Annotated in this window: 13 protein-coding genes and 1 tRNA gene; all 14 read right to left on the reverse strand. The window is 63.3% G+C overall.

The features are described 5' to 3' along the window. Positions 1-321, reverse strand: a 321-nt coding sequence (locus tag AC5P6S_RS20715) for a GTP-binding protein (protein WP_254005100.1), incomplete at its 3' end; no start/stop codon positions are given. A gap of 52 nt (positions 322-373) precedes the next feature. Continuing rightward, positions 374-2,515, reverse strand: coding sequence for an elongation factor G (gene fusA / locus AC5P6S_RS20720; RefSeq protein ID WP_012479235.1), 2,142 nt, complete (start codon positions 2,513-2,515; stop codon positions 374-376). A 141-nt stretch (positions 2,516-2,656) separates the two neighbouring features. Continuing rightward, on the reverse strand, positions 2,657-3,130 hold the full coding sequence (gene rpsG / locus AC5P6S_RS20725) for a 30S ribosomal protein S7 (RefSeq protein ID WP_004145321.1): 474 nt from the start codon (positions 3,128-3,130) through the stop codon (positions 2,657-2,659). 12 nt (positions 3,131-3,142) lie between these two features. Next, positions 3,143-3,517, reverse strand: a complete 375-nt coding sequence (rpsL, locus tag AC5P6S_RS20730) for a 30S ribosomal protein S12 (protein ID WP_004145320.1) — start codon at positions 3,515-3,517, stop codon at positions 3,143-3,145. Positions 3,518-3,841: 324 nt separating this feature from the next. Beyond that, positions 3,842-8,062 (reverse strand): DNA-directed RNA polymerase subunit beta', encoded by a 4,221-nt coding sequence (gene rpoC, locus AC5P6S_RS20735; RefSeq protein ID WP_005412340.1) that lies wholly within the window; start codon positions 8,060-8,062, stop codon positions 3,842-3,844. An 89-nt stretch (positions 8,063-8,151) separates the two neighbouring features. Continuing rightward, positions 8,152-12,306 (reverse strand): DNA-directed RNA polymerase subunit beta, encoded by a 4,155-nt coding sequence (gene rpoB, locus AC5P6S_RS20740; RefSeq protein WP_005408205.1) that lies wholly within the window; start codon positions 12,304-12,306, stop codon positions 8,152-8,154. Positions 12,307-12,669: 363 nt separating this feature from the next. Further along, the gene (rplL, locus tag AC5P6S_RS20745) at positions 12,670-13,038 is read right to left on the reverse strand and encodes a 50S ribosomal protein L7/L12 (protein WP_005408204.1); all 369 of its coding nucleotides are present in this window, start codon (positions 13,036-13,038) and stop codon (positions 12,670-12,672) included. 63 nt (positions 13,039-13,101) lie between these two features. Then, positions 13,102-13,638, reverse strand: a complete 537-nt coding sequence (gene rplJ / locus AC5P6S_RS20750) for a 50S ribosomal protein L10 (protein WP_005408203.1) — start codon at positions 13,636-13,638, stop codon at positions 13,102-13,104. 383 nt (positions 13,639-14,021) lie between these two features. After that, positions 14,022-14,720 carry a 50S ribosomal protein L1 gene (gene rplA, locus AC5P6S_RS20755; RefSeq protein WP_004154350.1) on the reverse strand — a complete coding sequence of 233 codons (699 nt, stop codon included), beginning with the start codon at positions 14,718-14,720 and terminating at the stop codon, positions 14,022-14,024. 4 nt (positions 14,721-14,724) lie between these two features. Beyond that, positions 14,725-15,153: a 50S ribosomal protein L11 gene (gene rplK / locus AC5P6S_RS20760; RefSeq protein WP_004145248.1), complete on the reverse strand. Its 429-nt coding sequence runs from the start codon at positions 15,151-15,153 to the stop codon at positions 14,725-14,727. A 286-nt stretch (positions 15,154-15,439) separates the two neighbouring features. After that, a complete protein-coding gene (gene nusG, locus AC5P6S_RS20765) occupies positions 15,440-16,000 on the reverse strand; it encodes a transcription termination/antitermination protein NusG (RefSeq protein ID WP_004154362.1) in 561 nt (186 codons plus the stop codon). A 10-nt stretch (positions 16,001-16,010) separates the two neighbouring features. Further along, positions 16,011-16,424 (reverse strand): preprotein translocase subunit SecE, encoded by a 414-nt coding sequence (secE, locus tag AC5P6S_RS20770; protein WP_005408202.1) that lies wholly within the window; start codon positions 16,422-16,424, stop codon positions 16,011-16,013. 49 nt (positions 16,425-16,473) lie between these two features. Then, a tRNA-Trp gene (locus AC5P6S_RS20775) sits at positions 16,474-16,549 on the reverse strand. A 103-nt stretch (positions 16,550-16,652) separates the two neighbouring features. Continuing rightward, positions 16,653-16,793 (reverse strand): EF-Tu C-terminal domain-related protein (locus AC5P6S_RS20780; protein ID WP_487247787.1); only part of this gene is annotated, 141 nt, incomplete at its 5' end.

Genomic DNA, 16,793 nt, shown 5'->3' on the forward strand with positions numbered 1-16,793 from the left:
CGAGCACACCAGGATCGCGCCGTCCATCTGGGCGGCACCGGTGATCATGTTCTTGACGTAGTCAGCATGGCCCGGGCAATCGACGTGGGCGTAGTGACGGACCGGGGATTCGTATTCGACGTGCGCGGTCGAGATCGTGATGCCACGAGCCTTTTCTTCCGGAGCGGCGTCGATCGAGGAGTAATCCTTGAACTCGCCACCGAAGCGCTCGGCACCGATCTTGGTCAGTGCGGCGGTCAGCGTGGTCTTGCCGTGATCGACGTGACCGATGGTGCCGACGTTGACGTGCGGCTTGGTGCGCTCGAACTTACCCTTTGCCATTGTTCTATACCTTGATTGTTCGTAAGTGGTTTCAAGAGAGGCTGAGCGAGGCTCAGCCCTTCTTCATGACGGCTTCGGCGATGTTGGTCGGAGCCGGCTCGTAGTGATCGAATTCCATGGTGAAGGTGGCGCGGCCCTGGGTCTGCGAACGCAGCGCAGTGGCGTAGCCGAACATTTCACCCAGCGGGATCATCGCGTTGATGATGCTGGCCGAACCGTCACCGGTGGTGTCGGAACCCTGCAGCACGCCGCGACGACGGCTGACGTCGCCCATCACGTCACCCTGGTAATCCTCCGGGGTCACGATCTCGACCTTCATGATCGGCTCCAGCAGCACCGGCTTGGCCTTGGCGAAGCCCTGCTTGAAGGCCATCGACGAAGCCAGCTTGAACGCCATTTCCGAGGAGTCGACGTCGTGGTACGAACCGAACACCAGCTTCACCTTGACGTCCACGACCGGGAAGCCAGCCAGCGGACCGCTGGTGATGGTTTCGCGCAGGCCCTTTTCAACCGACGGAATGAATTCCTTCGGGATCACGCCGCCGGTGATGTCGTTGATGAACAGGAAGTCGTCCTTGATGGCCGGAGCCAGCTTCGGATCGGCACGGTCGGCAGCGGTGATCGGCGACAGTTCGATCACGACGTGACCGTACTGACCCTTACCACCGGACTGCTTGGCGTGCTTGTAGTCCGACTTGACGTCGGCCAGGGTGATGGTTTCGCGGTAGGCCACCTGCGGCGCGCCGACGTTGGCTTCAACGTTGAACTCGCGCTTCAGGCGGTCGACGATGATGTCCAGGTGCAGCTCGCCCATGCCCGAGATGATGGTCTGGCCGGATTCTTCGTCGGTCTTGACGCGGAACGACGGATCTTCCTGCGCCAGACGGCCCAGGGCCAGACCCATCTTTTCCTGGTCCGACTTGGTCTTCGGCTCGACGGCCATCGAGATCACCGGCTCCGGGAACGTCATGCGCTCCAGGATGATCGGGGCGTCCACGGCGCACAGGGTGTCACCGGTGGTGGTGTCCTTCAGGCCCACGGCAGCGGCGATGTCACCAGCCAGAACTTCCTTGATTTCCTCGCGGTTGTTCGAGTGCATCTGCAGGATTCGGCCGATGCGCTCCTTCTTGCCCTTCACCGAGTTCAGCACGGTGTCGCCACCGTTCAGGGTGCCCGAGTAGACACGGAAGAAGGTCAGCGCGCCGACGAACGGGTCGGTGATGATCTTGAAGGCCAGCGACGAGAACGGGGCCTTGTCGTCGGACTTGCGGGTCATTTCGACGGTGTCGTCGTCAACGTCCACGCCCTTCACGTCCGGCACGTCGACCGGCGACGGCAGCAGCTGGATCACGCCGTCCAGCATGGCCTGCACGCCCTTGTTCTTGAAGGCCGAGCCGCAGTACATCGGCACGATCTCGGTCGCCAGGGTACGGGTACGCAGGGCGTTGATGATTTCGGCCTCGGCCAGCTCTTCGCCGCCCAGGTACTTTTCCATCAGCTCTTCGCTGGCTTCGGCAGCGGTCTCGACCATGAACTGGCGAGCCTCTTCCGCAGCCGCCTGCAGATCGGCCGGGATGTCGCTGTACTCGAACTTCATGCCCTGCGAAGCCTCATCCCAGTGGATGGCCTTCATCTTCAGCAGGTCGACGACGCCCTTGAAGTTGTCTTCAGCGCCGATCGGCAGCTGCATCGGCACGGCAACCGCGCCCAGCTTGGCCTTCAGCTGGCCGACGACCTTCTGGAAGTTGGCACCGGTGCGGTCCATCTTGTTGACGAACGCGATGCGCGGCACGTGGTACTTGTTGGCCTGGCGCCACACGGTTTCCGACTGCGGCTGCACGCCACCGACGGCGCACAGGACGAAGACGGCACCGTCGAGCACGCGCAGCGAGCGCTCCACTTCGATGGTGAAGTCGACGTGCCCGGGGGTGTCGATGATGTTGAAGCGGTGCTCCGGCAGGGACTTGTCCATGCCCTTCCAGAACGCGGTGGTGGCAGCGGACTGGATCGTGATGCCACGCTCCTGCTCCTGCTCCATCCAGTCCATGGTGGCGGCGCCGTCATGCACTTCACCGATCTTGTGGCTCTTGCCGGTGTAGAACAGGATGCGCTCGGACGTGGTGGTCTTGCCGGCATCGATGTGAGCCATGATGCCGAAGTTACGGTAACGCTCGATGGGAGTGGAACGGGCCACGGGAGCCTCTCAGATTTCTTGGATTTCGGATGGCCGAACGCCGCCTTTCGGCGGCCTTCGGATTGGCGCAGTCCTTCTGGGACCGCGAGGCAGCACGCACCGAAGTGGTGCTGCCCTGCCTGTTTTACAAGGCCGTCAAACTCACCAGCGGTAGTGGGCGAATGCCTTGTTGGCTTCGGCCATGCGGTGGGTTTCTTCGCGCTTCTTGATGGCGCCGCCACGATTTTCCGAGGCGTCGATCAGTTCAGCAGCCAGCTTCTTCGGCATGGTGTTCTCACCACGCTTGCGCGCGGAGTCGATCAGCCAGCGCATGGCCAGGGCCATCTTGCGCGACGAACGCACTTCGACCGGCACCTGGTAGGTGGCACCACCGACGCGGCGCGACTTGACTTCGACCGCCGGAGCGACGTTGTCCAGAGCCTTCTGCACCAGTTCAATGGCGTTGGCGCTGCTGTTCTTCTCGGTGATCACGTCCATGGCGCCGTACACGATCTTTTCGGCGACGGACTTCTTGCCGCTCTGCATGACCATGTTGATGAAGCGGGCGATGGTTTCGCTTCCGTGCTTCGGATCGGGCAGGACGGAACGCTGCGGAGTATTACCCTTACGCGACATAGTGCTCTCTCCTTATGCCTTCGGACGCTTGGCGCCGTACTTGGAACGGGCCTGGCGACGCTTGGCAACGCCGGCGGCGTCGAGCGAGCCACGAACGGTGTGGTAACGCACACCCGGCAGGTCCTTGACGCGACCGCCGCGGATCAGGACCACGGAGTGCTCCTGCAGGTTGTGGCCTTCACCACCGATGTAGGAAATCACTTCTTCCTGGTTGGTCAGGCGGACCTTGGCAACCTTGCGCAGAGCCGAGTTCGGCTTCTTCGGGGTGGTGGTGTAGACACGGGTGCAGACGCCACGGCGCTGCGGGCACTTGTCGAGCGCCGGCGAGGCACTCTTGTAGGTGGTCGCTTGCCGCGGCTTGCGGACCAGCTGGTTGATCGTCGCCATCAGTAGGTTCTTCTGATTGGTGGCCGGAAAATCCGGCCAGAGATGCGGAAATGTTAAAGCAGGCCAAAATTCTGGCCTGCTGAGACAGACGATTGTAGCAACCTGCCAGGAAAGCAGTCAAACGCCTCCTGTCAAGCCCGTTCCTGATCCCGGAACGTTACTGGGGGGCCTCCATGTACCCCGTTCAGGTTGGCGGGGTGAACCGCAAGCGGTCCACCCTGCCCTGCACCGGTAGAGTCGACTGTCAGTCGACTCTTGATAGCAGTCGACTGACAGTCGACTCTACCCGCCCGGGTGGTCCGGCCCTGAGGCCGGACCCGTGTTTCAGTCTTCCGAGGCCTGTTCAGCTTCGGCTTCAACCACCGGTGCCTCGACCGCGGCCGGGGTGCCGGCAAGGGTCTGCATTTCCGACTCGGTGAGGCCGGAAGCGCCGCGACGGCGGTTGCTGTGGTACGCCAGGCCGGTACCGGCCGGAATCAGGCGACCCACGATGACGTTTTCCTTCAGGCCACGCAGGTTGTCCGAGGTGCCGCGGACGGCCGCTTCGGTCAGCACGCGGGTGGTTTCCTGGAACGACGCGGCCGAGATGAACGATTCGGTCGCCAGCGAGGCCTTGGTGATACCCAGCAGGACCGGATCGAAGTGCGCCGGCAGCTCATTGCGGGCTGCAAGGCGGGCATTCTCCTCGATAACGCGCTGGCGCTCCACCTGTTCGCCGTTCAGGAACTTGCTGCTGCCCTGGTCGGTGATCTCGACCTTGCGCAGCATCTGGCGGGTGATCACCTCGATGTGCTTGTCGTTGATCTTCACGCCCTGCAGGCGGTACACGTCCTGGATTTCCTTCACCAGGTAGGCGGCCAGCGGTTCGACACCCAGCAGGCGCAGGATGTCCTGCGGGCTCGGCTCGCCGTCCACGATGGTTTCACCCTTGGTGACATGCTCGCCTTCGAACACGATGACCTGGCGGTACTTCGGGATCAGCTCTTCGTGCTCCGAACCATCGGTGTCCTTGATGATCAGGCGCTGCTTGCCCTTGGTGTCCTTGCCGAAGCTGATGATGCCCGAACGCTCGGCCAGCACCGCCGGATCCTTCGGCTTGCGCGCTTCGAACAGATCGGCCACGCGCGGCAGACCACCGGTGATGTCGCGGGTCTTCGACGCTTCCTGCGGGATCTTGGCGACCACGTCACCCACGCCGACGGCAGCGCCGTCCTGCAGGTTGACGATCGAGCGCGGCGGCAGCAGGTACTGCGCCGGCAGGTCGGTGCCCGGAATCGACAGGTCGTTGCCCTTGGCGTCGACGATGCGCACGATCGGGCGCAGGTCCTTGGCCTGGGTACCACGACGCTTCGGATCGGTGATTTCGCGCGACGCCAGGCCGGTCAGCTCGTCGGTCTTCTCGATGACGGTGATGCCGTCGACGAAGTCGATGAAGCGGATGAAGCCGGCCACTTCCGACACGATCGGGTGGTTATGCGGATCCCAGTTGGCCACGGTCTGGCCAGCCTTGATCGCATCACCGTCCTTGGACGTGATGGTTGCACCGTACGGCAGCTTGTAACGTTCACGCTCACGGCCGTGGGCATCGAGCACCGAGATTTCGCCCGAGCGCGACACTGCCACCAGCGAGCCGTTGGCATGCTCGACCGACTTGAGGTTGCTGAACTTGACCGAGCCGGTGGTCTTGACGGTGATGTTGTCGACCGCAGCAGCTCGCGACGCCGCACCACCGATGTGGAACGTACGCATGGTCAGCTGGGTACCCGGCTCACCGATGGACTGGGCGGCGATGACGCCGACCGCTTCACCGATGTTGACCAGGTGGCCACGGGCCAGGTCGCGGCCGTAGCAGCGCGAGCAGACGCCGAAGGCCGATTCGCAGGAGATGGTCGAGCGGACCTTGATGGTCTGCACGCCGGCATCTTCCAGCTTGGCAACCCAGGCTTCGTCCAGCAGGGTGTTGCGGGTGACGATCGGATCTTCGTCGTTGCCCGGCAGGAACACGTCCTCGGCAACCACGCGGCCCAGCACGCGGTCCTTCAGCGGCTCGACCACGTCGCCGCCTTCCACGATCGGGGTCATGATCAGGCCTTCGGTGGTACCGCAATCCACCTCGGTGATCACCACGTCCTGTGCCACGTCGACCAGACGACGGGTCAGGTAACCCGAGTTCGCGGTCTTCAGCGCGGTATCGGCCAGACCCTTACGGGCACCGTGGGTGGAGTTGAAGTACTCCTGCACGTTCAGGCCTTCGCGGAAGTTCGCCTTGATGGGCGTCTCGATGATCGAGCCGTCCGGGCGGGCCATCAGGCCACGCATGCCGGCCAGCTGACGGATCTGCGCCTGCGAACCACGCGCACCGGAGTCGGCCATGATGTACAGCGAGTTCATCGACTTCTGGTCGATGGTCTCACCCTTGGCATTGACCACCTTCTCGGTACCGATGGTGTCCATCATCGCCTTGGCGATGCGCTCGTTGGTGCGCGACCAGATGTCGACCACCTTGTTGTAGCGCTCGCCGGCGGTGACCAGGCCCGACTGGTACTGCTCCTGGATTTCCAGCACTTCGGCTTCGGCCTCGGTGAGGATGCCCTTCTTCTCGTCCGGGATCAGCATGTCGTCGATGCCGATCGAGACACCGGCGCGGGTCGCGTACGCGAAGCCGGTGTACATCAGCTTGTCGGCGAACACGACCGTGTCCTTCAGACCCAGCTGGCGGTAGCTGGAGTTGATCAGGCGGCTGATGTTCTTCTTGGTCAGCTCGGTGTTGGCCAGCGCGAACGGCAGGCCTTCCGGCAGGATTTCAGCCAGCAGGGCGCGACCGATCGTGGTGTCCACGATCGAGGTCTTGTTCTGCTTGTTGCCGTCTTCGTCGGTCACCACTTCGGTGATGCGGACCTTGACGCGCGCGTGCAGTTCCACCACGCGGTTGTCGTAGGCACGCTTCACTTCGGCGATGTTGGCGAAGGCCATGCCCTCGCCCTTCTTGTTTTCCAGCGAGCGGGTCATGTAGTACAGACCCAGCACGACGTCCTGCGACGGCACGATGATCGGCTCGCCGTTGGCCGGCGACAGGATGTTGTTGGTCGACATCATCAGCGCACGCGCTTCCAGCTGGGCTTCCAGCGAGAGCGGCACGTGGACGGCCATCTGGTCACCGTCGAAGTCGGCGTTGAACGCGGTGCAGACCAGCGGGTGCAGCTGGATGGCCTTGCCTTCGATCAGCACCGGCTCGAACGCCTGGATGCCCAGTCGGTGCAGGGTCGGCGCACGGTTCAGCATCACCGGATGCTCGCGGATGACCTCTTCCAGGATGTCCCAGACTTCGGCTTCTTCGCGCTCGACCAGCTTCTTGGCGGCCTTGATGGTGGTGGCCAGGCCACGACGCTGCAGCTTGGCGAAGACGAACGGCTTGAACAGCTCGAGCGCCATCTTCTTCGGCAGGCCGCACTGGTGCAGGCGCAGGTACGGGCCGACCACGATGACCGAACGGCCCGAGTAGTCGACGCGCTTGCCGAGCAGGTTCTGGCGGAAGCGACCCTGCTTGCCCTTGATCATGTCGGCCAGCGACTTCAGCGGGCGCTTGTTGGTGCCGGTGATGGCACGGCCACGACGGCCGTTGTCCAGCAGCGCATCGACCGACTCCTGCAGCATGCGCTTTTCATTGCGCACGATGATGTCCGGCGCGCTCAGTTCGAGCAGGCGGCGCAGGCGGTTGTTGCGGTTGATGACGCGGCGGTACAGGTCGTTCAGGTCGGAGGTCGCGAAGCGGCCGCCATCCAGCGGGACCAGCGGACGCAGGTCCGGCGGCAGCACCGGCAGCACGGTCATGACCATCCATTCCGGACGGTTGCCCGATTCCAGGAAGGCTTCGATCAGCTTGATGCGCTTGGTGAGGCGCTTGAGCTTGGTTTCCGAACCGGTAGCGGCGATTTCCTCGCGCAGGCGGGTCATTTCCGACTGCAGGTCGATCGTGCGCAGCAGTTCGTACACGGCCTCGGCGCCCATGGCGGCGTCGAAGTCGTCACCGTGCTCCTGGCGGGCCTGCAGGTACTGTTCCTCGGTCAGCAGCTGGCGGCGCTCCAGGGCGGTCAGGCCCGGCTCGGTCACCACGTAGGCTTCGAAGTACAGCACGCGCTCGATGTCGCGCAGGGTCATGTCCAGCATCAGGCCGATGCGCGACGGCAGCGACTTCAGGAACCAGATGTGCGCGACCGGCGAGGCCAGGTCGATGTGGCCCATGCGCTCGCGGCGCACCTTGGCCAGGGTCACTTCGGTACCGCACTTTTCGCAGACCACGCCGCGGTGCTTCATGCGCTTGTACTTGCCGCACAGGCACTCGTAGTCCTTCACCGGGCCGAAGATGGCGGCGCAGAACAGGCCGTCGCGTTCCGGCTTGAAGGTACGGTAGTTGATGGTTTCCGGCTTCTTCACTTCGCCGAAGGACCACGAACGGATCAGGTCCGGCGAAGCCAGCGCGATCTTGATCGCGTCGAAGTCCAGCGTCTGGCGCTGCTGGTTGAAGAGGTTGAGCAGGTCTTTCATGGTGTTCTCCAGAAGGAGGAATGCTGTGTCGATGGGCTTTCAGTTCACTGCCAGCGGCGCGGCGGCGTTGACCGCCGCGCCGGCATGGATCAGTTGTCTTCCAGTTCCATGTTGATGGCCAGCGAGCGGATTTCCTTCACGAGCACGTTGAAGGATTCCGGCATGCCCGCGACCATCTCGTGCTCACCGTCGACGATGTTCTTGTACATCTGGTTGCGGCCCTGCACGTCATCGGACTTCACCGTCAGCATTTCCTGCAGGGTGTAGGCCGCGCCGTAGGCTTCCAGCGCCCAGACTTCCATTTCACCGAAGCGCTGGCCGCCGAACTGCGCCTTGCCGCCCAGCGGCTGCTGGGTGACGAGCGAGTACGGACCGGTCGAACGGGCGTGCATCTTGTCGTCGACCAGGTGGTTCAGCTTCAGGTAGTGCATGTAACCGACGGTGGTGTGGCGATCGAACGCTTCACCGGTGCGGCCGTCGTACAGCTGGGTCTGGCCACTGCTCGGCAGGTCGGCCAGTTCCAGCATGCGCTTGATTTCCGCTTCGGTGGCACCGTCGAACACCGGGGTGGCCATCGGCACGCCGTCGGTGAGGTTACGGGCCAGGCGCAGCAGCTCCTCGTCGCTGAACTGCGACAGGTCGACGCGGTTGGCCACGTTGGTGTCGTCGTGGTTGTAGATGTCGTCCAGGAACTTGCGCAGGTCGGCAACGGCGGCCTGGGCTTCCATCATCGCCTGGATCTTGCGGCCCAGGCCCTTGGCCGCCCAGCCCAGGTGCACTTCCAGGATCTGGCCGATGTTCATACGCGACGGCACGCCCAGCGGGTTCAGCACGATGTCCACGGTTTCGCCCGAGGCCATGTACGGCATGTCCTCGACCGGCACCACGTTGGAGACCACACCCTTGTTGCCGTGGCGGCCTGCCATCTTGTCGCCCGGCTGGATGCGGCGCTTCACGGCCAGGAACACCTTGACCATCTTCAGCACGCCCGGGGCGAGGTCGTCACCGGCGGTGATCTTGCCGCGCTTGTCGGCGAAGCGACGCTCGAATTCCTTCTCGTGCGCCTGGATCTGCTTCTGCGCGCGTTCGATGGCTTCCGAAGCGTCCTCGTCCTTCATGCGCAGGGCGAACCAGTCAGCCTTCTTCAGGCCGTCCAGGAAGGCGTCGGTGATCACGTCACCCTTCTTCAGGCCAGCGCCACCGTTGACCACCTTGCCCACGATCTGCGAACGCAGACGCATGTAGATGGCGGCTTCCAGGATGCGGAACTGGTCGTCGAAGTCCTTCTTGACGCGCTTGATTTCAGACTCTTCGATCTGGCGGGCGCGCTTGTCCTTCTCGATGCCGTCGCGGGTGAAGACCTGCACGTCGATGACGGTGCCGTCCATGCCCGGCGGAACGCGCAGCGAGCTGTCCTTAACGTCCGAAGCCTTCTCGCCGAAGATCGCGCGCAGCAGCTTCTCTTCCGGGGTCAGCTGGCTTTCGCCCTTCGGGGTGACCTTGCCGACCATGATGTCGCCGGCGCGGACTTCCGCACCGATGTACACCACGCCGCTCTCGTCCAGGCGGTTCAGCGCCTGCTCGGAGACGTTCGGGATGTCGGCGGAGATTTCCTCCGGCCCCAGCTTGGTGTCACGCGCGACGCAGGTCAGCTCTTCGATGTGGATCGTGGTGTAACGATCCTCTTCCACCACGCGCTCGGAGAGCAGGATGGAGTCTTCGAAGTTGTAGCCGTTCCACGGCATGAACGCGATCAGCATGTTCTGGCCCAGGGCCAGTTCGCCGATGTCGGTGGACGGACCGTCGGCCAGCACGTCGCCGCGGGCGATGACGTCACCCACCTGGACCAGCGGACGCTGGTTGATGCAGGTGTTCTGGTTCGAACGGGTGTACTTGACCAGGTTGTAGATGTCCACGCCTGCATCGGTAGCGCCAACGATCTCTTCCTCGTTGACCTTGACCACGATGCGGGCCGCGTCGATCTGCACGATCTCGCCACCACGGCGGGCGTTTACGGTCACACCGGAGTCACGCGCCACGGCGCGCTCGATGCCGGTACCGACCAGCGGCTTCTGCGCACGCAGGGTCGGCACCGCCTGACGCTGCATGTTGGCGCCCATCAGTGCGCGGTTCGCGTCATCGTGCTCCAGGAACGGAACCAGCGCGGCCGCGATCGACACGGTCTGCATCGGCGAGACGTCCATGAAGTGGACTTCCGCCGGCGGCTTCAGCAGCGATTCGCCCTGGAAGCGGCACGGAACGAACTGCTCGGTCAGGGTGCCCTTGGCGTCGGTCAGCGCGTTGGCCTGCGCAATGACGTACTCGTTTTCTTCGATCGCCGACAGGAACTCGACTTCGTCATAGACCTTGCCGTCCACGACCTTGCGGTACGGAGTCTCGAGGAAACCGTACTGGTTGGTGCGGGCGTACACGGCCAGCGAATTGATCAGGCCGATGTTCGGGCCTTCCGGGGTTTCGATGGTGCAGACGCGGCCGTAATGGGTCGGGTGCACGTCGCGCACTTCGAAGCCGGCGCGCTCACGGGTCAGGCCGCCCGGGCCCAGGGCCGAGACGCGACGCTTGTGGGTCACTTCCGACAGCGGGTTGTTCTGGTCCATGAACTGCGACAGCTGCGAGGAGCCGAAGAACTCCTTGATGGCAGCGGCAACCGGCTTGGCGTTGATCAGCTCCTGCGGGGTCAGGCCTTCGGACTCGGCCATCGACAGGCGCTCCTTGACCGCGCGCTCGACGCGGACCAGGCCGACGCGGAACACGTTTTCGGCCATTTCGCCGACCGAACGCACGCGACGGTTGCCCAGGTGGTCGATATCGTCGACCACGCCGCGACCGTTGCGGATCTCGGTCAGGACCTTGATCACGTCCAGGATGTCGGAGCTGTCGCCGTGGGCGGCGACCAGGCGCTTGGACTCTTCGTCGTTGCGCTCACCGAAGTACTTGCTGTCGTACAGCACGGCTTCGCCGGTGGTTTCCTTGCGGCCCACGCGACGGTTGAACTTCATGCGGCCGACCGCGGACAGGTCGTAGCGCTCGAAGGTGAAGAACAGGTTGTGGAACAGGTTCTGCGCAGCGTCCTTGGTCGGCGGCTCGCCCGGACGCATCATGCGGTAGATCTCGACCAGGGCTTCCAGCTGGGTCTTGGTCGGGTCGATGCGCAGGGTGTTGGACAGGTACGGGCCACGATCCAGATCGTTCACCCACAGGGTGCCCACGGCATCCACACCGGCCTTGCGGAAGGCCTGCAGCTGCTCGTCGGTGATCTCGTCATTGGCCTGGGCCAGCAGTTCGCCGGTCGATGCGTCAACCACGTCGTGCGACAGGATGCGGCCGACGATGTAGTCGTCCGGCACGGCCAGGGCGGCGATGCCCGAGGCTTCCAGCTGCTTGATGTGGCGCGCGGTGATGCGCTTGCCGGCTTCCACGATGACCTTGTCGCCGTCGGCGAGGTCGAAGCCCAGGGTTTCGCCACGCAGGCGCTCCGGCACCAGCTCCAGCTGGACGCCTTCATCCGGGTTGATGTGGAAGGTGTTGATCTCGAAGAACTCGGCCAGCATCTCTTCGTTGCTGTAGCCGAGCGCGCGCAGCAGGATCGACACCGGCAGCTTGCGGCGACGGTCGATACGGGTGAACAGCGCGTCCTTCGGGTCGAACTCGAAGTCCAGCCAGGAGCCGCGGTAAGGAATGATGCGGGCGCTGTACAGCAGCTTGCCCGAGCTGTGGGTCTTGCCACGGTCGTGGTCGAAGAACACGCCCGGCGAGCGGTGCAGCTGCGAGACGATGACGCGCTCGGTGCCGTTGACGATGAAGGTGCCGTTCTCGGTCATCAGCGGGATTTCGCCCAGATAGACCTCCTGCTCCTTCACGTACTTGATGGCCTTGGTCGACGACTCACGGTCGTAGATCACCAGGCGCACGGTCACGCGCAGCGGGGCGCCGTAGCTCATGCCACGCTGGCGGCACTCGCGCTCGTCGAAGACCGGTTCGCCCAGCTTGTAGCCGACGTATTCCAGGGCAGCGTTGCCGCTGTAGCTGGCGATCGGGAAGACCGACTTCAGCGCAGCGTGCAGGCCGTGGTCCGTGCGCTTGGCCGGATCGACGTTTTCCTGCAGGAATTCACGATAGGAATCCACCTGGATGGCGAGCAGGAACGGCACTTCGAGAATCGAGCGCTGCTTGCCGAAATCCTTGCGGATACGCTTTTTTTCGGTGAACGAATAGGACGTCATGAGGTCTTCCACCTTGTTGTGCGGATCGTGCGCCCACGATCCGAAGGGAACTTGAAATTGTCAGTTGGAAGTCGCTGGTATTGCCGGCACCAGCACGCCTTCTCCCGCTACTTCCAACTGCCAACTCGTCTGCTACCACGCCCCTGCTGCCGCGCACTGCGCTGGCCGGCGGGGTTTGACTGCAGCCCGTGTTGGGCTTTTTGCTGCATTTGAAACGGTAGAGTCGACTGTTAGTCGACTTCCTTCACAGCAGTCGACTAACAGTCGACTCTACCGACACCGCAACAACGACCAAAGGCCGGGGGCTTACGCCCCCAGCCTTGGCTGCATCGCCGTGAATCGGTGACGATGCAAGGTAACTGCTTACTTGACTTCGACAGTCGCGCCAGCAGCTTCCAGGTCCTTCTTCATCTTCTCGGCGTCTTCCTTCGAAGCGCCTTCCTTCAGGACGCCACCGGCTTCGGCCAGGTCCTTCGCTTCCTTCAGGCCCAGGCCGGTGATGGCGCGGACGGCCTTGATGACTTCGACCTTCTTGTCGCCGGCCGACTTCAGGGTGACGGTGAACTCGGTCTGCTCTTCAACAGCAGCGGCCGGGCCAGCGGCAGCAGCCACGGCAACCGGAGCAGCGGCGGAGACGCCGAACTTCTCTTCGATGGCCTTGACCAGCTCCATCACTTCCATCAGGGACTTCTCGGCGATGGCGTCGACGATCTGTTCGTTGGTAAGGGACATGATTAATACCTTTGGATGATTTTCTGGGTTGAGGTTCCGTCAGGAACCACGGTAAGTCGAAACTCAGGCGGTCTCGGCGGCCGGTTCGGCAGCGTCGGCGGCGACGTCGCCACCACCCTGCTTCTCGCCAACGGCCTTGATGGCGCGGGCAAACATCGTGACCGGCTCGGTCAGGACGCGGGCCAGCATGGCCAGGGCCTGGTCGCGGGTCGGCAGCGATGCCAGCACGTCGACGTGGCTTGCCGGGAACACTTCGCCACCGATGGCGACGACCTTAGCCTTCAGCTTGTCGTTGCCCTTGGCGGCTTCCTTGATCAGGCGACCGGCAGCGCCGGGCTCCTCGAGCGAGAACGCGTACAGCAGCGGACCAACCATCTGGTCCTGGGCGACTGCGAACTCGGTGCCTTCAACGGCGCGCGAAGCCAGGGTGTTCTTGACAACCTTCAAGAAAACACCGGTTTCACGAGCCTGCTTGCGCATCGCGGTCATCTGGGCGACCGTGGTGCCAGCGTATTCGGCTGCGATCAAGGAGTGGGCCTTGGCGGCGACGTCTGCCAGCTCGGCGACTACTTCTTGCTTCTGGGACAGATTGAGAGCCATTGCACTCCTCCTATTGAACTCCGCTTACGGCTCCTGCCGTGTGCGGTCCTGTGCGGCATCCGTCCTGGACGCCGGGAACATCGGGATGATGTTCCGGGGGTGGGCCGTTCCAGACCTGGAGGCAATCAGGGAAATCCCAGACGTGCGTGAACCAGAAAAACTCCAGAAGGGCACCATCTACGCAGGGTGATTCCGGGGAATCGATTAAGCGCTCATGACTGCTCCGGCGGCGACTCCTTGCCAGATCGAGCTTCCGTGCCCGTCGCCGGTATTGCCACGACCGCGCCTGCGGTCTTTGACGGCTACCGCGGGCGATGCACTGCCAACGATGCCTTCAAATGTCACGGTCACGGCACCGAAGGTACCGTGACCGCTTGAAACAATTACTTCAGGGTCAGCGACGACTGGTCGACGGTGACGCCCGGGCCCATCGTCGAGCTGACCGAAACCTTCTGCAGGTAGGTGCCCTTCGAGGTGGCCGGCTTGGCCTTGATCAGGTCCAGCAGCAGCGCGGTCAGGTTCGACTTCAGCGCGTCTTCGGCGAAGTCGGCCTTGCCGATGGTGCAGTGGATGATGCCGGCCTTGTCGGTGCGGTAACGGACCTGACCCGACTTGGCGTTCTTCACGGCTTCACCCGGGTTCGGGGAAACGGTGCCGACCTTCGGGTTCGGCATCAGGCCGCGCGGGCCCAGCACGGTGCCCAGCTTACCGACGACGCGCATGGCGTCCGGGGTCGCGATGACGACGTCGTAGTTCAGATCGCCGGCCTGCATCTTCTCGGCCAGGTCATCCATACCGACGGCTTCGGCGCCAGCGGCCAGGGCTTCATCAGCCTTGGCACCGGCCGGAGCGAACACGGCGACGCGGACCGACTTGCCGGTACCGGCCGGCAGCACGGTGGAGCCACGGACCTGCTGGTCGGACTTCTTCGCATCGACGCCCAGGCGCACAGCGACGTCGATCGACTCGACGAACTTGGCCTTGGTGGCGCTCTTCAGGATGTTGATCGCGTCCTCGAAGGCGTATGCCTTGCCCGGAACGACGGCGGCCTTGATGGCCTTCTCACGCTTGGTCTGTGCCATCTTATTAACCCTCCACCACGAGGCCCATGGAACGGGCAGAGCCAGCGATGGTACGCACGGCGGCGTCCAGATCGGCGGCAGTCAGATCCGGTTCCTTCGCCTTGGCGATCTCTTCCAGCTGCTTACGGGTGACCTTGCCGACCTTCTCGGTGTTCGGGCGCTTGGAGCCCGACGAGATGCCAGCGGCCTTCTTCAGCAGGGTGGTGGCCGGGGTGCTCTTGGTGATGAAGGTGAACGTACGGTCCGAGTAGGCCGTGATGATCACCGGAACCGGCAGACCCGGCTCGAGCTTCTGCGTGGCAGCGTTGAACGCCTTGCAGAATTCCATGATGTTCAGACCGCGCTGACCCAGCGCAGGACCGACCGGCGGCGAGGGGTTGGCCTGACCGGCCTTCACCTGCAGCTTGATGTAACCGACAACTTTCTTTGCCATGTGAGTACTCTCCGGGTGCTAGCGCCTTTCGACAACAGGCTCCCCATCGGACCGGGAATCACGCGTCCCGGCATCGCGTTTTGAAATCATGCTGAAGGCCACCTTGCGGCGGCCTCGTCCTGCTGGCTTCCCAGCGGGGAGCCGCGCACTATATCAGGTTTTTTCTTCACATGCCTGAAGCAGCATATAAACGGACGAAACCGGGCAAGGCCCGGTTCCTGGTTCCATAGAGTCGAGCTTGCTCGACCGATCAGCAAAGTCGAGCAAGCTCGACTCTACAGCTGGATCAGACGGCCTTTTCGACCTGGCCGAACTCGAGTTCGACCGGAGTGGCACGACCGAAGATCAGCACCGAGACGCGCAGACGGCTCTTCTCGTAGTTGACCTCTTCGACGACGCCATTGAAATCGTTGAACGGGCCGTCGGTGACGCGGACCATCTGGCCCGGCTCGAACAGCACCTTCGGACGCGGCTTCTCGACACCTTCCTGAACGCGGTTCAGGATGGCCTCAGCCTCGGAATCGGCAATCGGCAGCGGACGGTCGGCGGTGCCGCCGATGAAGCCCATAACGCGCGGGGTTTCCTTGACCAGGTGCCAGCTTTCGTTGTCGATGCGCGGGATACCGGCTTCTTCGTGGGTCTCGATCTGGACCAGCACGTAACCCGGGAAGAACTTGCGCTCGGAACGGCGCTTCTGGCCAGCGCGCATCTCGACCACTTCTTCGGTCGGGACCAGGACATCGCCGAAGCGCTCTTCCATGCCGTCACGGACGATGCGATCGCGCAGAGCCTGCGCCACCGACTTCTCGAAGCCCGAATAGGCGTGAACGACGTACCAACGCTTCATGCAATTCTCCTTAGCGGCTCAGGAACAACTGAACCAGCCACTGAATGACGTAATCGAACCCACCCAGCAACAGACTGAGAATGGTCACCACCACCATCACGACCCAGGTCATGCGGATGGCTTCCTGGCGCGTCGGCCAGACCACCTTGCGCAGTTCGAAGCGCGACTCGGAGAGGAATTCGCGGGTGTCGCGCCCCTTGCCGGTCAGCATGAACACGCCGATACCGCCAACCAGACCGACCACGACCGCCAACGCACGCAGCTGACCCGCCCACGCACCCAGCTGGGTGGCGCGACCGGAGTCGGCGGAGAACCAGAACCAGACGAACAGACCGGCCAGCACCAGCAGCGATGCGGCGACGTACTTGACGATATCCCCGCCGTTGGCGGAGTTGTCCTTGGAGTGTTCGATCTTGCTATTCATCCGGCTGTGTCTGCTTTAGCGGCCCAGGCCGCTGGATAAGGTGGGCAGATGGCACGCCAGGAGGGACTCGAACCCCCAACCTGCGGTTTTGGAGACCGCTGCTCTGCCAATTGAGCTACTGGCGTACGTGTTGAAACTTGCCTTCCCTTAGACGGCGAAGGCGGACCGAGGTTCCCGGCCCGCCATTCGCGTAACCGGCGGCGCTATGCAACCACCGGTACTGCAGGCTTACTCGATGATCTTCGAGACCACGCCGGCGCCGACGGTACGGCCGCCTTCGCGGATGGCGAAGCGCAGGCCTTCGTCCATTGCCACCGGGTTGATCAGGGTGACGACCATCTTGACGTTGTCACCCGGCATCACCATTTC

This window comes from Stenotrophomonas sp. YJH_SMC_119 (genome assembly GCF_059368315.1).

Coding starts and splice junctions, on each gene's coding strand:
- rplJ (WP_005408203.1), bottom strand. CDS start 13,638: ATGGCTCTCAATCTGTCCCAGAAGCAAGAAGTAGTCGCCGAGCTGGCA.
- rpsL (WP_004145320.1), bottom strand. CDS start 3,517: ATGGCGACGATCAACCAGCTGGTCCGCAAGCCGCGGCAAGCGACCACC.
- rplL (WP_005408204.1), bottom strand. CDS start 13,038: ATGTCCCTTACCAACGAACAGATCGTCGACGCCATCGCCGAGAAGTCC.
- nusG (WP_004154362.1), bottom strand. CDS start 16,000: ATGAAGCGTTGGTACGTCGTTCACGCCTATTCGGGCTTCGAGAAGTCG.
- rplK (WP_004145248.1), bottom strand. CDS start 15,153: ATGGCAAAGAAAGTTGTCGGTTACATCAAGCTGCAGGTGAAGGCCGGT.
- secE (WP_005408202.1), bottom strand. CDS start 16,424: ATGAATAGCAAGATCGAACACTCCAAGGACAACTCCGCCAACGGCGGG.
- rplA (WP_004154350.1), bottom strand. CDS start 14,720: ATGGCACAGACCAAGCGTGAGAAGGCCATCAAGGCCGCCGTCGTTCCG.
- rpoB (WP_005408205.1), bottom strand. CDS start 12,306: ATGACGTCCTATTCGTTCACCGAAAAAAAGCGTATCCGCAAGGATTTC.
- rpsG (WP_004145321.1), bottom strand. CDS start 3,130: ATGTCGCGTAAGGGTAATACTCCGCAGCGTTCCGTCCTGCCCGATCCG.
- rpoC (WP_005412340.1), bottom strand. CDS start 8,062: ATGAAAGACCTGCTCAACCTCTTCAACCAGCAGCGCCAGACGCTGGAC.